The 14715-nt window shown below is 66.7% G+C and carries 16 protein-coding genes; all 16 read right to left on the bottom strand.

What is annotated here, in order from left to right; all coding sequences use genetic code 11:
- Window positions 1-263: 263 nt before the first annotated feature.
- Window positions 264-635 carry a flagellar export chaperone FliS gene (locus GQO94_RS16275; protein ID WP_156842487.1) on the bottom strand — a complete coding sequence of 124 codons (372 nt, stop codon included), beginning with the start codon at window positions 633-635 and terminating at the stop codon, window positions 264-266.
- A gap of 6 nt (window positions 636-641) precedes the next feature.
- Window positions 642-2066 carry a flagellar filament capping protein FliD gene (gene fliD, locus GQO94_RS16270; RefSeq protein WP_198046000.1) on the bottom strand — a complete coding sequence of 475 codons (1425 nt, stop codon included), beginning with the start codon at window positions 2064-2066 and terminating at the stop codon, window positions 642-644.
- A 41-nt stretch (window positions 2067-2107) separates the two neighbouring features.
- On the bottom strand, window positions 2108-3241 hold the full coding sequence (locus GQO94_RS16265; RefSeq protein ID WP_156842485.1) for an EscU/YscU/HrcU family type III secretion system export apparatus switch protein: 1134 nt from the start codon (window positions 3239-3241) through the stop codon (window positions 2108-2110).
- Complete coding sequence (gene fliR, locus GQO94_RS16260) at window positions 3238-4020, bottom strand: flagellar biosynthetic protein FliR (RefSeq protein WP_156842484.1); 783 nt, start codon at window positions 4018-4020, stop codon at window positions 3238-3240. The genes GQO94_RS16265 and fliR overlap by 4 nt, the downstream gene beginning before the upstream one ends.
- A gap of 246 nt (window positions 4021-4266) precedes the next feature.
- The gene (locus tag GQO94_RS16255) at window positions 4267-4539 is read right to left on the bottom strand and encodes a flagellar biosynthetic protein FliQ (protein ID WP_156842483.1); all 273 of its coding nucleotides are present in this window, start codon (window positions 4537-4539) and stop codon (window positions 4267-4269) included.
- Between the two features lie 4 nt (window positions 4540-4543).
- Window positions 4544-5353: a flagellar type III secretion system pore protein FliP gene (gene fliP / locus GQO94_RS16250; protein WP_198045999.1), complete on the bottom strand. Its 810-nt coding sequence runs from the start codon at window positions 5351-5353 to the stop codon at window positions 4544-4546.
- A 101-nt stretch (window positions 5354-5454) separates the two neighbouring features.
- Window positions 5455-5745: a flagellar biosynthetic protein FliO gene (locus GQO94_RS16245; RefSeq protein ID WP_156842482.1), complete on the bottom strand. Its 291-nt coding sequence runs from the start codon at window positions 5743-5745 to the stop codon at window positions 5455-5457.
- A gap of 7 nt (window positions 5746-5752) precedes the next feature.
- Entirely contained in the window at window positions 5753-6121 is a 369-nt protein-coding gene (gene fliN / locus GQO94_RS16240; RefSeq protein ID WP_156842481.1) for a flagellar motor switch protein FliN, read from the bottom strand.
- Between the two features lie 6 nt (window positions 6122-6127).
- The gene (locus GQO94_RS16235; protein ID WP_156842480.1) at window positions 6128-7021 is read right to left on the bottom strand and encodes a FliM/FliN family flagellar motor switch protein; all 894 of its coding nucleotides are present in this window, start codon (window positions 7019-7021) and stop codon (window positions 6128-6130) included.
- Between the two features lie 12 nt (window positions 7022-7033).
- Window positions 7034-7621, bottom strand: a complete 588-nt coding sequence (locus tag GQO94_RS16230) for a flagellar basal body-associated FliL family protein (RefSeq protein WP_156842479.1) — start codon at window positions 7619-7621, stop codon at window positions 7034-7036.
- Between the two features lie 24 nt (window positions 7622-7645).
- Entirely contained in the window at window positions 7646-9364 is a 1719-nt protein-coding gene (locus tag GQO94_RS16225) for a hypothetical protein (protein ID WP_156842478.1), read from the bottom strand.
- Window positions 9365-9399: 35 nt separating this feature from the next.
- Complete coding sequence (locus GQO94_RS16220; protein WP_232332972.1) at window positions 9400-9816, bottom strand: hypothetical protein; 417 nt, start codon at window positions 9814-9816, stop codon at window positions 9400-9402.
- Between the two features lie 109 nt (window positions 9817-9925).
- A complete protein-coding gene (locus GQO94_RS16215) occupies window positions 9926-11245 on the bottom strand; it encodes a FliI/YscN family ATPase (protein ID WP_408636644.1) in 1320 nt (439 codons plus the stop codon).
- A gap of 18 nt (window positions 11246-11263) precedes the next feature.
- Complete coding sequence (locus GQO94_RS16210) at window positions 11264-11953, bottom strand: FliH/SctL family protein (protein ID WP_198045998.1); 690 nt, start codon at window positions 11951-11953, stop codon at window positions 11264-11266.
- Window positions 11946-12953 carry a flagellar motor switch protein FliG gene (locus GQO94_RS16205; protein WP_232332971.1) on the bottom strand — a complete coding sequence of 336 codons (1008 nt, stop codon included), beginning with the start codon at window positions 12951-12953 and terminating at the stop codon, window positions 11946-11948. Before GQO94_RS16205 ends, GQO94_RS16210 begins: the two co-directional genes overlap by 8 nt.
- Complete coding sequence (gene fliF, locus GQO94_RS16200) at window positions 12950-14713, bottom strand: flagellar basal-body MS-ring/collar protein FliF (RefSeq protein ID WP_156842474.1); 1764 nt, start codon at window positions 14711-14713, stop codon at window positions 12950-12952. The genes GQO94_RS16205 and fliF overlap by 4 nt, the downstream gene beginning before the upstream one ends.
- Window positions 14714-14715 lie beyond the last annotated feature (2 nt).

The raw sequence follows: 14715 nt of genomic DNA, 5'->3' as shown, positions 1-14715 counted from the left end.
TCAATGCAACGTTCGCCTCTGTGAGACCCGATACAGCACGACCAGGCTCCGGTCCGGCCAGTGCGGACAGATCCATGAAACCCTCAAGGGATCAACACCGCCTAGCTCTGCAATTACAGATCAAATCCTAAGGGCTTTGTCGCATTGGTTTCTTAGGAACGCTCGGCATTCCCGTTCCGTTTTCGAGACGATCTCGCCCGCTTATTAGTGAGGAACCCCGTTCTTCTTGGCAACGCATCCACCGAAACGGGTGCAGAATCGGTTCAGCCCTCGCGCAAGGCGCGCCCGATTTCCTCGAAATCGCGTCGCACCGTCTCCAGCTTGCCGGGATCGAAGCGGGTCGCGGCGTCGAGAATCTCACGCCGCGCGCCATCGTAGAGCTGGCGCAGCGCGCCGGCGATGCCCGATTCGCCCGAAACGCCGAGCTGGAGCGCAGTGATCGCAGTCAGCGCGCGCGTGAGCGAGCGGCTCTTGAGCGTGTTGTCGCCCAGCGAGCTTGCGTGAATCGCGGTGCCCAGGGCGCCGATGAGATGCTCGTAGCACAAGTGCACCAGTTCGGCCGGGTTGGCACCCTGGACGCGCGCGTCGAAATCGATGCGGCGATAGGCTTCGTGAGGGGAGAGTTGAGCAAGCATGGTGCGTTAGTCCGACTTGTTCCAGGCAGCGATCTGGTTTTCGAGGAAAGTCATGGTCGACTTCAGCTGGCCGATCCGCCCTTCCGAGGTGGTGAAGCGCGAAGCGAGATTGGCGCGCAGCGTCTCCTGCTTCTCGACCAGTTCCGTCCGATCTTCGCCAACCTGCTGAAGCTGCTTGGTATAGCGGCTGATGGAGCCTCCCAGCGATCCGGGATTGGTCGTGCTGGTGGCGTTGCGGTAGATCTTGTCGACGCTCGAATAGACGCCGTAGATGCCGTTCGTGAACATCGCCGCGACGCCTTCCGGGTCCTTGGCGAGCGTTTGCGACAGGCGGGCGGTATCGAGCACGAACGTGCCGTCGCGCTGGGTCGAAAGCCCGAGATCGGCAAGCGTGCGCGCCGCGCCGGTCGCGTTGGGCATAACCACCGTGCCGGCCAGCTGCGACATCGTGCGCTTGAGCGCGCGAGCGCCGGGATCGGTGCGCAATTCGCCCGTCTGCGGATTGGTCGCGCTGTTGATCTCGGCCATGATCTCGTTGAGCGCGGACGTCAGGTCCGTCATCGCCGAAGTGATCGCGGGCGAGGTATCCGCGAACGACAAAGTCGTCGGCGAGCCGATGTTGGTCGCAGAAAGCTTCAGCTTCACGCCGGGAATCGCGTCGGAGACCGTGTTCGAACTGGCCGTCATCGACAGTCCGTCGATCTTGAAGGCGGCATCGCTGGCGCTCGCGAGCAGTTGCCCCGAGGCCGAGCCGGGGCTCCAGGCCAGGTTCGAAAGGCCCGGTTCCGCCGGATCTTCCGTCGCCTCGAGAATGAACCCGCTGTTCGCGCCGTCCTTGCCCTTGAGAACCAGCTGAGCGCCGTCGACGGTATTGGCGATATAAGCCGAAACGCCGGTGTTGGCGACATTGATGGCGTTGGCGACTTCGCTCAGCGTGGCGCCGCTGGGAATCGCGATGTCGACCGCAGGCTTGCTCGTGTCTTCGGTGAAACTGCCGGCCGAGACCGCGCCGAAACGCAAGGTCAGCGTGCCCGAACCGGTCGTGTCGGTCGCTGCGGAATAAGGTGCCAGCGCCAGGGTCTGGGCCTTGGCGAGCTGCGTCACTTCGAGCGAGTAGCTGCCCTTGGGCTGGCGCGTACCGGTGAGCGACGCAGTTGCGACCGAGGTATTGGCGACGGTGGGCTGAGGCGAAAGATCGCCCACGCGCACGCGATCGCCGAGCGAGCTTGACAAGCTGAAGAGCATCGAACGAAGGTTCGAGGCCGCGGAAATCTGCGAGTCGAGCGTTTCCGACTTGGCCGCCAGGCGATCGTTGCGCGCCGCGAATTGCGCGATCGCGAGGTCGTTCGCCAGCTTCAGCATGTCGAGACCACTGCCCCCGCCAAGCGCGGTGACGATGGAAGACGTCGTGGTGGAAGCAGTGGAGACCATATCTGTCAGAACGGTCCCAGGAGGTGCGACTTAAGGGCCATTTACGCGCTCGCCTCCGGTCGGCCCTCGGCATCGAAGCGCACCGTGACCGGCACCTGGATCCGCGGCTCGGGCGGCGTTTCGCCACGCTTGAGGGCCAGCACGAAGGCCAGGATCGCTGCGACGGCGATATAGAGTTCCTCGCGGATCATCTGATTTTCGCGCGTGGTGAAATACACCGAACGGGCAAGCGAGGGGTATTCCAGCACCGGCACCGCGTATTCGGCGGCAAGCTGGCGCATCGCCAAGGCCTTGTCGCCGCGGCCCTTGGCCAGCACGATCGGCGCAGCGGCCTTTTCGGGATCGTAGGCGATCGCGACCGAGAAGTGCGTCGGGTTGGTGATGACGAACTGCGCTTCCTGCATCGCGGGAACGAGGCCGCCCATCGCGATCTTGCGCTGACGATCGCGCACGGCCGCCTTGTTCTCCGGCGATCCTTCGGCTTCCTTGTGCTCGTCCCGCATTTCCTGATGGCTCATCTTGAGGCGCGTCAGGCGGCGGATCCACTGCACCGGCAGATCGATGAACGCGATGATGAACAAGCCGGCGGCGAGCAGGAAGAACAGGATGATGATGGCGTCCCATCCCGCCGTGAGCTGCCCGAACAGATTGCCGCGCCCCAGCCGCACCAGCTGCGGCACGTAGGTCGACGCCCAGAACCATGCGAGCGAGCCGAGCAGACCGACCTTGAGCAGCCCCTTGCCCATTTCGATCCAGCCGGTCGGACCGAACATGCGCTTGAGGCCGCTCATCGGATTGATGCGGCTTCCTTTGGGCACCAGATTGCTGCCGACCCAACGCCCATCGCCAAAGCCGAGCTGCGAAACGAGGCTTGCGACGATGATCGCGAAACCCAGGATCGCGATCGGCGGCACCACGGCCAGCAAGGCGCCCGTCAGCATGTCGCCGGGCGCGAAGTTTTCGAGCGAAGCGCGATCGAAGCGGAAGCCCCGACGCAGCGAATCGGAGAGCAGGCTGAGCAGCCAGGGACCCGCGATCAACAGCCAGGCCGCGCCCACCAGCACCGTCGCCGCCGTCGCCAGCTCGCGCGAGCGCAGGACGTCGCCCTTCTTCGTGGCCTCCTGTTTGCGCTTCTCTGTTGGCGCATGGGTCTTTTCGCCGGCGCTCTCGCTCATGGCGCCAGCAATCCCGAAACCGCGCCGATGGCGTTGGTAATGAGGCCGGTGACCTGGTCGGTGAGCACCGGCGCGGCGGCGATCAGCCCCGCGATCCCGGCAAGCACGCCCGCCGGGAGGCCGAGCGCGAAAAGGTTGAGCGCGGGCGCCGAGCGGCTGATGATGCCGGTCACGATCTGCACCACGAACAGCACCAGCGACACCGGCAGCGCGATCAGCACCGCGGTCGTGAACATCATCGTCGCATAAGCAGGCACGCGCGCGAGGCGTTCGGCGCCGATCCAGGTCTCGCCGGGCGGAAACACGCGGTAGCTCTCGATGATCAGCGCGAACCACTGCAAGTGCGCGCCGAGCGCCAGGAAAATCAGAGTCACGACCACCGCGAAGTATTGACCGAGCGCGGGCGATTGCGAGCCCGAGTTGGGATCGACCGCGGTCGCCATCGTCATGCCCATGCCGCCGCCGATGATTTCCGCGGCGATGACCGGGCCGGCGAAGGCGAGCTGCAGCACGAAGCCGAGCGAAAGACCGACCAGTACTTCGCCCGCCACCGCGACCAGCCCGGCCAGCGAAAGCAATTCGGCAGGCGCGGCCACCGGCGTCCACGCGCAGATCAGCACCGCGAAACCGCCCGCGACCATCACCCGCACTTGCGGCGGCACCGACGCCGTGCCGAACAACGGGGCGGCGACGATGGCGGCACCGACGCGCGTCATCACGAAGACGAGCCGCCAGAACTCCGCCTCGAGAGCGCCAAAGCCGAAATCAAGCTGGTTCATTGTTTTCTTCATGAGTGGCAACCTGCATCCGCAGATTGCCAGCGGCACCGGCCCACGCCCCCACCCGACCTCCCATCGGTAGTATACTTGTGTGGGAGGTCGGGTGGGGGCGTGGGCCGGTGCCGCGAGGTCCGCCCGGATGGGCGGACCGCACCAAGCAAAGACTCGGGCCGGTGCCGCGGGCAACCTGCATCCGCAGATTGCCATCAACAAACACTCTCGCGACGTTCAGCGCCACCTTCGATCCTACTTCGAGATCGTCGCGATCTGCGCGAAGATGGCCTGGGTGAAGTCACCCACCAGCGCCATCATCGAGCTGCCGAACAGCACCAGCACGAACGCCGTGATCGCGAGCTTGGGCACGAAAGTCAGCGTCTGTTCGTTCACGGAGGTCGCCGCCTGGATGATGCCGACGGCGAGGCCCACGGCAAGCGAGGCAAGCAGGATCGGCGCGGCGACGAGCATGGTCGTCCACAGCATCCGATCGGCCAGCGAAAGCAGGTTGGTAATATCTTCCATGGGTCTACCCGAAACTTGCAGCCAGCGAGCCCATCAGGAGCGCCCAACCGTCAACCAGAACAAAAAGCAGCAGCTTGAATGGCAGCGACACGACCATCGGGCTCATCATCATCATGCCCAAGCTCATCAGCACCGAGGAGACCACGAGGTCAATCACCAGGAATGGCAAAAACAGCATGAAACCGATCTGGAACGCGGTCTTGAGCTCGCTGGTCACGAAGGCAGGCAGCAGGATCGAGAACGGCACATCGTTCGCGCTGCGGAACTTCGGGGCCTTGGCCATTTGCGCGAACATCGCCAGATCGCGCTCGCGGGTCTGGCGGATCATGAACCGGTGGAATTCCTGTCCGGCGTTGGAAATCGCCTGCTCGGCATTGACCGTCCCGGCCGCATAAGGCGCGATGGCGCGCTCGTTCACGCGCTCCAGCGTCGGTGCCATGACGAACAGCGAGAGGAACAGCGAGAGGCCGATCAGCACCTGGTTGGGCGGCGATTGCTGCAGGCCGAGCGCTTGTCGCAGGATCGCGAGCACCACCAGGATCCGGGTGAAGCTGGTCATCATCAGGACGAGGCTGGGCAGGATCGTCAGCAGCCCCATGATGAGGAGCAGCTGGAGCGACAGGCTCAGACCCGGACCGTCGGTGCCGCCCAGCGAACCGAAGGCGCGATCGAGCGCGCCGGGGATCGCCGCCGGGGCATTGGCGGGCGCACCGGGCGCGACCGGGGCCGCGGGGACCTGGGCCTGCGCCCAGGCGACGGCGGGCAGGAGCAGAGCGGGAAGCCCCACGATCGCTGCGCTGGCACGGCGCGCCATAATGCCCACCCCGCTGCGACTAACCTCGCCTGCGGCTCGGCAAGTCTCGCTCCCCTCCCGCATGCGGGAGGGGTTGGGGGTGGGCGGAAAAACCAAGTCGCTCATTGCGCGATCTCGTCCGCAATGTCGGCGAACTTCGCACGCGCGGGCGCTTCGGCGAGGCGGGTCAGCCCGTTGCGCGAGGCCGAGACAAGGATCTCCTTGCCGTGGAACTCGATCACCGCGAGCTTGAGCGTGGGCGAAAGCATCGTCGTTTCGATGACGCGCACGCTTTTCGCCGCCTGTCCGGTTCCGCCGCGTTCCTGCAGCTTACGCAGCAGGATCAGCGATCCCCAGGCGAGCCCGGCGATCAGCGGCAACAGGATCAGCAGCTTGAGGATGTACCAGACCACTGAGGTGTCAGACCTTGCTGGCGGCGTCGAGGATCGCGGCGATGTCGTCGACTTCGCCGGTATCCTGGGCCGGCGCATCGGCGATCATCTCGGCCTTGATCGGGCCGTTGTCGCTGGCGCGATCGGCACCCGGATCGAGCATTTCGACGATGCGCAGGCCGAAGCGGCCGTTCTGCGCGACCACTTCGCCGCGCGCGACCGGCTTGCCGTTGACGAGCACGTCGAGCAGCTCATCGGTCAGCTTGTCGAGCACGACGATGCTTTCCTCGCCGAGCGACAGCACGTCCTTGAGGCGCATGTCCGTCCGGCCGAGCTCGACCGAAAGACGAACCTCGACGTCGCGAAGAAATTCAAAACCACGGGGATGGACGGCCATGGGAATTCAGTTCCTTTCCTGGAATGCCTGGGTAATGCGGATCGCGACCTGATCATCGAGTTCGCCGACGGTGCCGCAGGCGATCGTGCGCCCGCCTGCCCGGAGCGGCACCGAGCGCGCGATGGCGACGGGGATGACGTCACCGGGTTGCAGCTCCGTGAGCCGTGAAAAGCCGATCTTCATGTCGACGAGCGTCGCCGTCAGTTCGACCGGCAGCGATGCATAGGGTTCGTCGAGCGGATCGGCGACGATCCGAACGATATCGACCTTGCGCGAGGGCAGCCGCCCCGAGACGGCGCTGGCCAGCGAGGAGTGCGGGAATGCGAGCGAAAGCATCCACGGGTCGCAGCCCTCTTCCTCGACGACCAGCACCAGCTGCATCATCGGTTCGTCGCTCGGCCACGCGCCGATCCGCGAAAGCTGAGTGCCGCGCTGCAGCGCGCGGACGGGAAGTTCGCCGCCCAGCGCCTGGCGCAAGGCGGTGCCGACCGTTTCCTCGAGCTTGGCGATGAGCAGTTCGGCAGACAGCGGGAAGGACGTCGGCAATGGCGAAGGCACCACCCCGCGGCCACCGAAGGCCCGGTCGACGAGACGGAAGACCGGCGCGGCATCGAAGCTCACCAGCAGCTTCACTTCCTCGTCCACGCCGAGCGCGATGATGCCGTGCGAGGCGAGCGATGCGGATTCGGCGCCAATCGTCGCCATCTTGCAGTCGCGCGGCATGCCTTTGCTGATCCGCGGCGCCTCGCCGCCGGCAAGCCTCGAAAGGCCCCGCGACAAGGCAGGCAGCAACAGTTCGGCAAGCTCGCTGAGCGCGCTGCCGAGTTCGGCCGCATTCGCCGAACCGCCCAGCAATTCCGGGCAATGGCGCGCAGCCGGAGTTTTACGATCGGAAAACACGGGAAGTGTCGCCTACTGAATGATGAAAGTGCGGAAGTAGACGTCGTCGACGCCGCCGAAGCCCTCGTGCTCGGTCAGCACGCGGTTGATCTCGGCAGTCATGCGCTTGCGCAGGCGGGCCTTGCCCTCGATCGTGTACATGTCGTTCTCGGGCGTGTCGGCGAGCAGCGTGATCAAGCCGGAGCGGATCGCGAGCTCGTGATCCTTGAGCCACATCAGCACGCGCCCGTCGCGGCGCGTCGAAGCCGCGATGCTGACCTGGATCAGCGCATCGGAGCCCCTGAGGTTCGACGTGAATTCGCCATCGAAGGTGTAGTATGCGGTGCGAAATTCGCTGCCGCCTTCTCCGTGCACGCTGGGCGGACCGCCCTCGCCCTCGCCCTCGCTGACGGGGGCAAAGGGATCTTCCTCGCCCTTGCGGATGAGCTTGGGCTTGTTGTCTTCCTTTTCGGCGTGACCATTGCCGATGACCCCGGCCTGCACCAGGCCGAACATGCCGCCGCCGCCGACGGCGAGCAGAACGACCGCGCCGATGATAATCAGCAACGGCCCTTTGCCCTTTTTCTTCGGCTTTACGTCCTTGGCTTCGGTATCACTCATCGTGCTTCCTCGAATGGCTTAGGTTCAGGCGTAGATGCCCGTGGGGTTGGAGCGGGGCGCTGTGGGCGCCTCGGACGCGGTATCGCGGGCGGACGAACCGGCCCCGTCCCCGCGCTGGTTCGCGGCCTGGCGCCCGTCCGGCGCTTGCCGATCGGCCTGGCCCTGCGCGGCGTTGCCCAGCCCGGACTGCGCGGCATTGCCCGCGGACTGATGCTGCTGGTGCTGCTGCGTGTTGGGCTGCGCCTGCTGTTGGTTCTGTTGCTGGTTTTGGGCGTTCTGCTCGCGCGCGTTCGCGTCGTTGCCCGCTGCCGCGGCAGCCGAAGCGGCGGCAAGCACTGCCGGAGCGAGCGCCGGATCGGAACCCGTCATCGTCACCGCGAGGCGCGATTCATCGGCGCGGAAGGACAGCGAGATCTGGCCGAACTCGGCATGATTGATCGCCGCGCGCACCAGATTGGGGCTGGCCGCCGCGCGGGCTTCGGTAAGCCGGCCGACCAGCGTTTCGAAGTCCTGCGGCTGGATCGTATCGCTTTGTGCGGTAACGGTGGCCGTCACCGGGTGAGCCACGGTCGCCTCCGGCACGATGGCTGCCGTATTGAAGACGACGCCGGGCGCAGGCGCGTCGACCGTAACCGTCTGGGCGAGCTTGGACGGCATCGCCGGATCCTTGGCGCTCGCGGTGTCGGCAACCGCAAGAACCGACTGGGGCGCGGGCGCGGTCGGTGCTGAGATATCGCCCGCTGCCGCAGGGTCGACGGGCTTGGCGGCCTGCGCGGCAACGGGCCTGGCAGGCACGCCGGCTCGAGCGGCGACCAGGCTCTGGGCGGAAACGGCGGGGGCCACCGCCATCGCGCGGTTGAGCGTGACGGGCGCGAGATCGGACGTCCGCACCGGCTCGGCGACCGACTGCTCGGTCGCAAGGTTGGTGACCGACGCGGCGATGGCGCTCGTCGAAGTGGCGGCGGCCTGTGCGCGCGTTCCAGCCTGCGACTGGGCGTCCATCGCTTTGGTAACTCGTGAAGCCATCGCCGCCGGGACCGGTGCAACGGGCGTCATCGCCAGATGGGGCGTTTCGGAAGGTGGATTCTCCGCGCGCACCAGCTTCGCGGGGGTCGCTGCGAAACGGTCGGCAGGAAACTGCGGCAGCGCGCGATCACGTGATGACCGCTGGACCTCAGCCTCGGGCGCTTCCGCCACCGGGCGGCCTGCGGCTTCGAACGCCGGGATCGAGATCAGCGCGGGCTGCGCTTCGGGCGCGCTCTGCGTCAGGCCGGCGGCTTCGATCGCGGGCTGCGCATCCGCATCGATGGCTGGCTCATGCCCTTCGGCCCGCGCCGCGTGCCTGGCGAAGCTGCCGCCCAGTCGCGCCAGCATCGCATCGGCCACCGGTTCGACGCCTGCACCATCGAGCGCAAGCTCGGCAGCGGGCTGCTTCGGATCGGAGTTCGCAAGCTTCGCGGCTACGGGCTGCTGCGGCTGGAAAGCGGCAAGCGCCTTGGGCGAAGCCGGCAAGATCTTGCCGGTGGCAATGCCGCTTGCCTTGCCGGACGCCGGCAGCTCGGCCGGGATCAGCGCGGCCGCTGCTGCGGGCGCAGCGCCGTCCGCAGACCCTGCCGGACCTTGCGAGTTGGCAAGAATAGTAAGGAAATCAAGGCCCTGTGGGGCTTCGCCCGCCGATGCCTGGGGCGAACCAGCAAGGCTGGCGAAGCTCGCCGTATTCATCTGGGGCTGGATCGTCGACATCGGGGTTGCAGTCCTCGCGTTGCAAGTGACAACCCCTAATCAAGGTCCGTGCCAATTGCCTTGCGAGAGCCGAGCGAGGCCGGCTGCGCGGCTTTCGCGATCATGCGCGCCTGCAGATCCGCGCGCTCCTGAATGGCCGCGCGCTTGCGCTCGCTTTCGGCGAGCTGGTTGAGCCGCGCATCCGCGATCGAGCGCGCGCGGACCGCATCGTTCTCCGTGCTGCGGCTCAGCGCCTGCAACCCGTTCACGAAGCGACCGAGATGAATCAGACTGGCGCCGTCGGGGACTTCCCGGCGCGAGGCATAGTCAGCCGCCATGAGGCGCGTGCGCTCCGAGAGGTTGTGCAGCTGTCGCAAGGTGCTCTCGGCCTCGGCAGCCTCCAGCGCCGCGGCCTGCTTGGCCACTTCACGCACCCGCTCGAGCCGGCGCAATCGGTCCAGGCGCTTCTTCACGGTACGCGAGTCCCTGTTATTGGCAAACCGCATCCGCGGTTTGCCACGGCACCGGCCCACGGTGCCGCAAGGTCCAGACGGATGTCTGGACCGCACTCAAAAAACTTGATCATCCCAGCAGCGCCTCGAGCTGCGCCGCGCTGTCATCGAGGCCGATCAGTTCGCCCGCATCCTGACACAGGAAGGCCGTCAGCAGCTCGTGCATCGCGATCGCCTTATCGAGCTGCGGATCGGAACCCGGGCGATAAGCGCCCATCAGCACGAGGTCGCGATTCGCTTCGTAGCCCGCGACGAGTGCACGGAACATGCGCGCGAGGCTCTGATGCGTCCCCGGCACGATGTCGTTCATCACGCGGCTGAGCGAGGCGCCGATGTCGAGCGCCGGATATTGCCCGCGCTGCGCCAGATCGCGCGAGAGCACGACGTGTCCATCCAGGATCGAGCGCGCCGTATCGACGACGGGGTCATCCTGATTGTCGCCATCGGCGAGCACGGTGTAGAGTCCGGTGATCGAACCGCCGCTCGCCGCCGAATTCCCGGCCCGTTCGACCAGCTTGGTGATCGTCGCCAGCGCCGAAGGCGGATAGCCACGCGCGGCGCCGGGTTCACCGAGCAGCAGGCCGATCTCGCGCGCGGCATGCGCAACGCGGGTGAGGCTGTCCAGAATTAGCAGCACGCGCTTGCCGGCAGCCCGGAAATGCTCGGCCATGCAGGTGGCAAGCATCGCTCCGCGCAGGCGCAAGTTGGCGGCATGATCGGCGGGCACCGCGACGATCACGGTCTTCTCGCGCTTGGCCTCGGTCATGTGGCGCTCGACGAAGTCCGAGACTTCGCGCGCACGTTCGCCGATCAGGCCGACGATGATGACGTCCGCCTGCGCGCCACGCGCGATCATGTCCATCAGCACCGACTTGCCGACACCGGAGCCCGCCATCACGCCGATCCGCTGACCCACACCAAATGTCGTGAGCGCGTTGAGCGCACGCACGCCGGTATCGAAGCGCTCGCGCACCGGACTGCGATCGAGCGCGGAGGCGCGGATGCCACCAGAAGGCCATTCGCAGCGCGAGTGGATCGGCGGGCCGCCGTCGATCGGCAGGCCCTCGCCATCGACGGCGCGGCCGAGAAAGGCTTCGCCCACCGGCAGCATGCCGGGCCGCCCTACGGGCCAGACCCGCGCGCCGGGACGCAGCAGCACCGAATCGCCGAGCAGCATCATCAAGGTGCGCCCGTTGCGAAAGCCGATGACTTCGGCGGCAAGTGGCGAAAACCCGTGGCCGATGCGGCAAATGGCGCCGACCGGAACGGACAGGCCGCTCACTTCGAGCATGCCGTTGTCGCAGGCGGCGACGAGACCGTAGCGCCGTGCGCAGAGGCTGACCTGCTCCGCGGAAAGGTCTTGCAGGATCGGATCCCAGACTTTGTGCATCATGGGGAGAGGCTCGGCTCAGACCTGGTGGAGCGCTTCGGCGATGGCCCGGCGCCACGTGGCGGGACCATCCTCGACGCCGCCGCTCAGGCCTTCGACCCGGATCGCGCCGCGATCCAGCGTCGGATCCGCTTCGACGATCCAGTCCTTCGCAAAGCTGGGGGAGATCATCGCGATATCATCGGGATGGAGGCGAATGACGCGCTCGTCATCGGCGCGCGCGAGCATGGCCGCAGCCCGCTCCACGCGGCTTGCCAGCAGATCGGGATCGAGCGTCAGGGGCAGGATCGCCGCTTCGCACAGAGCCGCGACGGTTTCGCGCAACCGCAGCCGCAGTTCCTCCTCCATGGCCCGATCGATTTTGGCGAAGGACAGCGCGAGTTCGTCACGCGCGGCGATATCCTCTTCGAACTTTTCGGCCGCCTCGGCGCGAGCCTGATCGACCCCGGCGGAAAACCCCTCGGTGAAGGCCAGCGCCACCGGATCGAGCGGCTTGACCGCCGGCTCGGCGGTCGCCTCTTCGGCAAGGCCCATGTCAGGCTCGGGCTCAACAGCTGCCTGCGGCGGCACGCTCGTCACGAACGCGTCGAAGCGCGAATCGCTGCGAAAGCTGCTCGGCGCAGTCAGCGCGGAAAGCCAGCCGCTGCGTGTCGGCGGCGGCGCAGCTTCCGTTTCGGCCTGCCGGAAGCGTCCGGACATGTCAGACATAGTCGTCGTCACCCGATCCGAAGATGATGGTGCCTTCGGTGGCAAGGCGTCGGGCCGCGGCGACCACGCGCTTCTGCGCATCGACGACATCGGCCAGCTTCACGCGGCCACGCGCCGCGATCTCGTCCTTCACGCCGTCGGCGGCGCGGCTCGACATGGCGCGGAAGAAGACGTCGCGTTCTTCGTCGGCGATGCCCTTGAGCGCGTCGATCAGCGTATCGTTGTCGACGTCGCGCAGCAGCGCGCCCATGGCCTGCGGATCGAGCACGAAGAGATGCTCGAACTTGAACATCTCGTTCTCGATCTCCTTGGCAAGCGCCCGGTCGGCCTTGCTGATCTCGGACATCACGCGCTTCTCGATCACCTTGCCGACACCGTTGATGATTTCGGCCGCCTCGCGCGCACCGCCCATCTCGAGCGCAACGTGTCCGTGCGCCTCGCTGATGCGGCGCGTGAGCAGGTCTTCGAGCATCGCGATCGCGCCCTGCGATACGGGTCCAAGCGTAGCGATGCGATGGACGATCTGGCCCTGCTCGGATTCCGGCAGCGCATGCAGCACTTCAGCGGCCACTTCCGGATCGAGCTGCACCAGCAGCACTGCGATGGCTTGCGGATGCTCGCCGCGAACCAGCGGAACGAGCGCCTGCGGCGTCAGCCACCGCGCCAGTTCGATGGGCGAGGCCTTGACCGGTTCGGGCAGGATCCGGCGCATCAGGTTTTCGGCCTTCACGTCGCCGACGGCCCGCGCCATCTTCGAATGGACCTGGCCGATGCGATCGTGCGCCTGCAGGCCGAGGTTCTCGGTTTTCTCGACGAACCCGGCAATGGCGCCGGCGATCACTTCGGGGCCGATCTCGCCCAGGGCGCACATCTTTTCGCCCAGCAGGCGCAGTTCGGCCGGCTCGAGTTCGGCGAGAATGCGCGCGGCCTGATCGTCCTCGAGCACCATGACCATTACCGCCGCCTGCTCGGCGGCGTCGAACAGCTTGAGCTCGCTCACGCGGCCTTCTCCTTATCGAGTTCCTCGTCTTCGGCGGGCATCTGATTGAGCATCTGGCGCAAGGCGTGAACCGAAGCGTCGGGCCTCTCGGTCATCAGGCGTTGGGCGAGCGAAACCTGGTGCGTGAGCATCTCGGCGCGGGACGCGCGCGGAGCGTTCTCTTCGTCTTCGCCCGCACCTGCGCCACGCGCGCCGCCGTCCTCGCCGATGGCAAGCGCGTCGGACGCATCCTCCTCGTCTGCATCTTCGTCGTCTTCGGCGCCGCGTTTGGCCTTCTTGCCCTTCTTCGCCTTCTTATCCGCCTTGGATTTGGGCTTATCGCCGCGGATCGCCTTGATCACCGGGCGCACCCCAAGCAGCAGCACCAGCAGAACCGCGAGCACCGCCGCGCCGTTGCGCACCAGCATCGCGAACCATGGCGTTTCGTAGAAGGGCAGTTCGGCCACTTCGGTCGGCTCGAACGAGCGCATCATCACCTTGACCTGATCGCCGCGCTGCGGATCGGCGCCGACCGCCGCGCTGACCAGCGCCTCGAGATCCTTGATATCCTGCGGCTTGGCGCCCTGCATCGCGTCTTTCGAGAGCGCGACGGCGACCGACAGGCGCCGAACTCCCCCGGGCCCCTGGTTCGAGACCGAGACCTGACGACCGAGTTCGTACGTGCGGCTCGAGCGCGATTCCCCGTTCTGGGGGGGCTGCGCACCCTGCGCTTGCTGGGTTCCCTGCGGCGGCTGCGGCTGCGCCTGGGTCTGTGCCGGCGGCGTGTTCGCCAGGACGCCCGGAACGCCCACGGCCGGCGCCGCGCCCGTCGATTGCGACTGCGCTTCAGTCTCCGTGCGCACGACGCCGTCCTTGTCATAGCTCTCGCGGGCCGACGTGACCTCGTTCATGTCCAGATCGATCTGGATCTCGCTGGTGAAGTTGCCTTCGCCCAGCATCGGGGTGAGCAGCGTGTGCACCTGGCGGCGCAACTTCTCTTCCATCCGCGTCTGCAGTTCGAGCCGATCGCTGTCGCTACTGCTGGACCGGTCCGAAAGGAGCCTGCCATGCTGATCCGCGACGCGCACCGCATCGGGCGACAGGCCGGGGATCGAGGCGGCGACCATGTTGACCACGGCGGAAACCTGGCTCTCGCTCAATTGCCGGCCGCGCGCGAGGCGAACCATGACCGACGCCGAGGGCGGCACGTCGTCGCGCACGAAGACCGATTTCTCGGCTTCCGCGATATGCACGCGCACGCTTTCCACACCGTCGATCTCGCGGATCGTCATTTCGAGGTCGCGCTCGCGCGCGGAGCGCAAACGCTCGCCTTCGAGCGTGCGGCTCGCCCCCATCGGCAGCGAGTCGAGCATCTGATCACCGGTTTCGGGCGTCGCGACCGCGCCGTCCGATGCCACCAGCATGCGCGCGCGATAGTAATCGCCCTCGGCGACGGTGAGCGCGCCGGTGGAATTGTCGATCTCGTAATCGATCGCCGCCTGGTCGAGCGCGGCGGCAACGCCTGCTCGCTCGCCATCGGCGAGTTGGGCATAAAGCACGCGCTGCGGCGAAGGCGAAACCGCCTGCCATGCCAGCAGCGCGCCGCCAAGCGCGGACACGCCGATGAACCAGGGCAGCATCTTCTTGACCGCGGGCTGCGCGGTAAACGTGCCCAAACGCGTCAGCACCGGCCCGCCTTGCGGATCGGTGAGCGGCGCCAGAAGCGACGATGGCGCTCCCCCGCCGAGCGGGGCAGCTTCTACGGGAACGAGATCCGCCATTG

Origin of the sequence: Novosphingobium aquimarinum, from assembly GCF_009746585.1 — a bacterium.
Lineage (GTDB): Bacteria > Pseudomonadota > Alphaproteobacteria > Sphingomonadales > Sphingomonadaceae > Novosphingobium > Novosphingobium aquimarinum.
The sequence above is the reverse complement of the archived record's forward strand: the minus strand, read 5'-3'. Positions and strand labels throughout refer to the sequence as shown.

Excerpts from the sequence above, each read along its gene's own strand:
- fliP (WP_198045999.1), bottom strand. The coding sequence starts at position 5,353 with ATGGCGCGCCGTGCCAGCGCAGCGATCGTGGGGCTTCCCGCTCTGCTC.
- fliF (WP_156842474.1), bottom strand. The coding sequence starts at position 14,713 with ATGGCGGATCTCGTTCCCGTAGAAGCTGCCCCGCTCGGCGGGGGAGCG.
- GQO94_RS16275 (WP_156842487.1), bottom strand. The coding sequence starts at position 635 with ATGCTTGCTCAACTCTCCCCTCACGAAGCCTATCGCCGCATCGATTTC.
- fliN (WP_156842481.1), bottom strand. The coding sequence starts at position 6,121 with ATGGCCGTCCATCCCCGTGGTTTTGAATTTCTTCGCGACGTCGAGGTT.
- GQO94_RS16210 (WP_198045998.1), bottom strand. The coding sequence starts at position 11,953 with ATGTCTGACATGTCCGGACGCTTCCGGCAGGCCGAAACGGAAGCTGCG.
- GQO94_RS16230 (WP_156842479.1), bottom strand. The coding sequence starts at position 7,621 with ATGAGTGATACCGAAGCCAAGGACGTAAAGCCGAAGAAAAAGGGCAAA.
- fliR (WP_156842484.1), bottom strand. The coding sequence starts at position 4,020 with ATGAACCAGCTTGATTTCGGCTTTGGCGCTCTCGAGGCGGAGTTCTGG.
- GQO94_RS16265 (WP_156842485.1), bottom strand. The coding sequence starts at position 3,241 with ATGAGCGAGAGCGCCGGCGAAAAGACCCATGCGCCAACAGAGAAGCGC.
- GQO94_RS16215 (WP_408636644.1), bottom strand. The coding sequence starts at position 11,245 with ATGCACAAAGTCTGGGATCCGATCCTGCAAGACCTTTCCGCGGAGCAG.
- GQO94_RS16225 (WP_156842478.1), bottom strand. The coding sequence starts at position 9,364 with ATGTCGACGATCCAGCCCCAGATGAATACGGCGAGCTTCGCCAGCCTT.
- fliD (WP_198046000.1), bottom strand. The coding sequence starts at position 2,066 with ATGGTCTCCACTGCTTCCACCACGACGTCTTCCATCGTCACCGCGCTT.
- GQO94_RS16255 (WP_156842483.1), bottom strand. The coding sequence starts at position 4,539 with ATGGAAGATATTACCAACCTGCTTTCGCTGGCCGATCGGATGCTGTGG.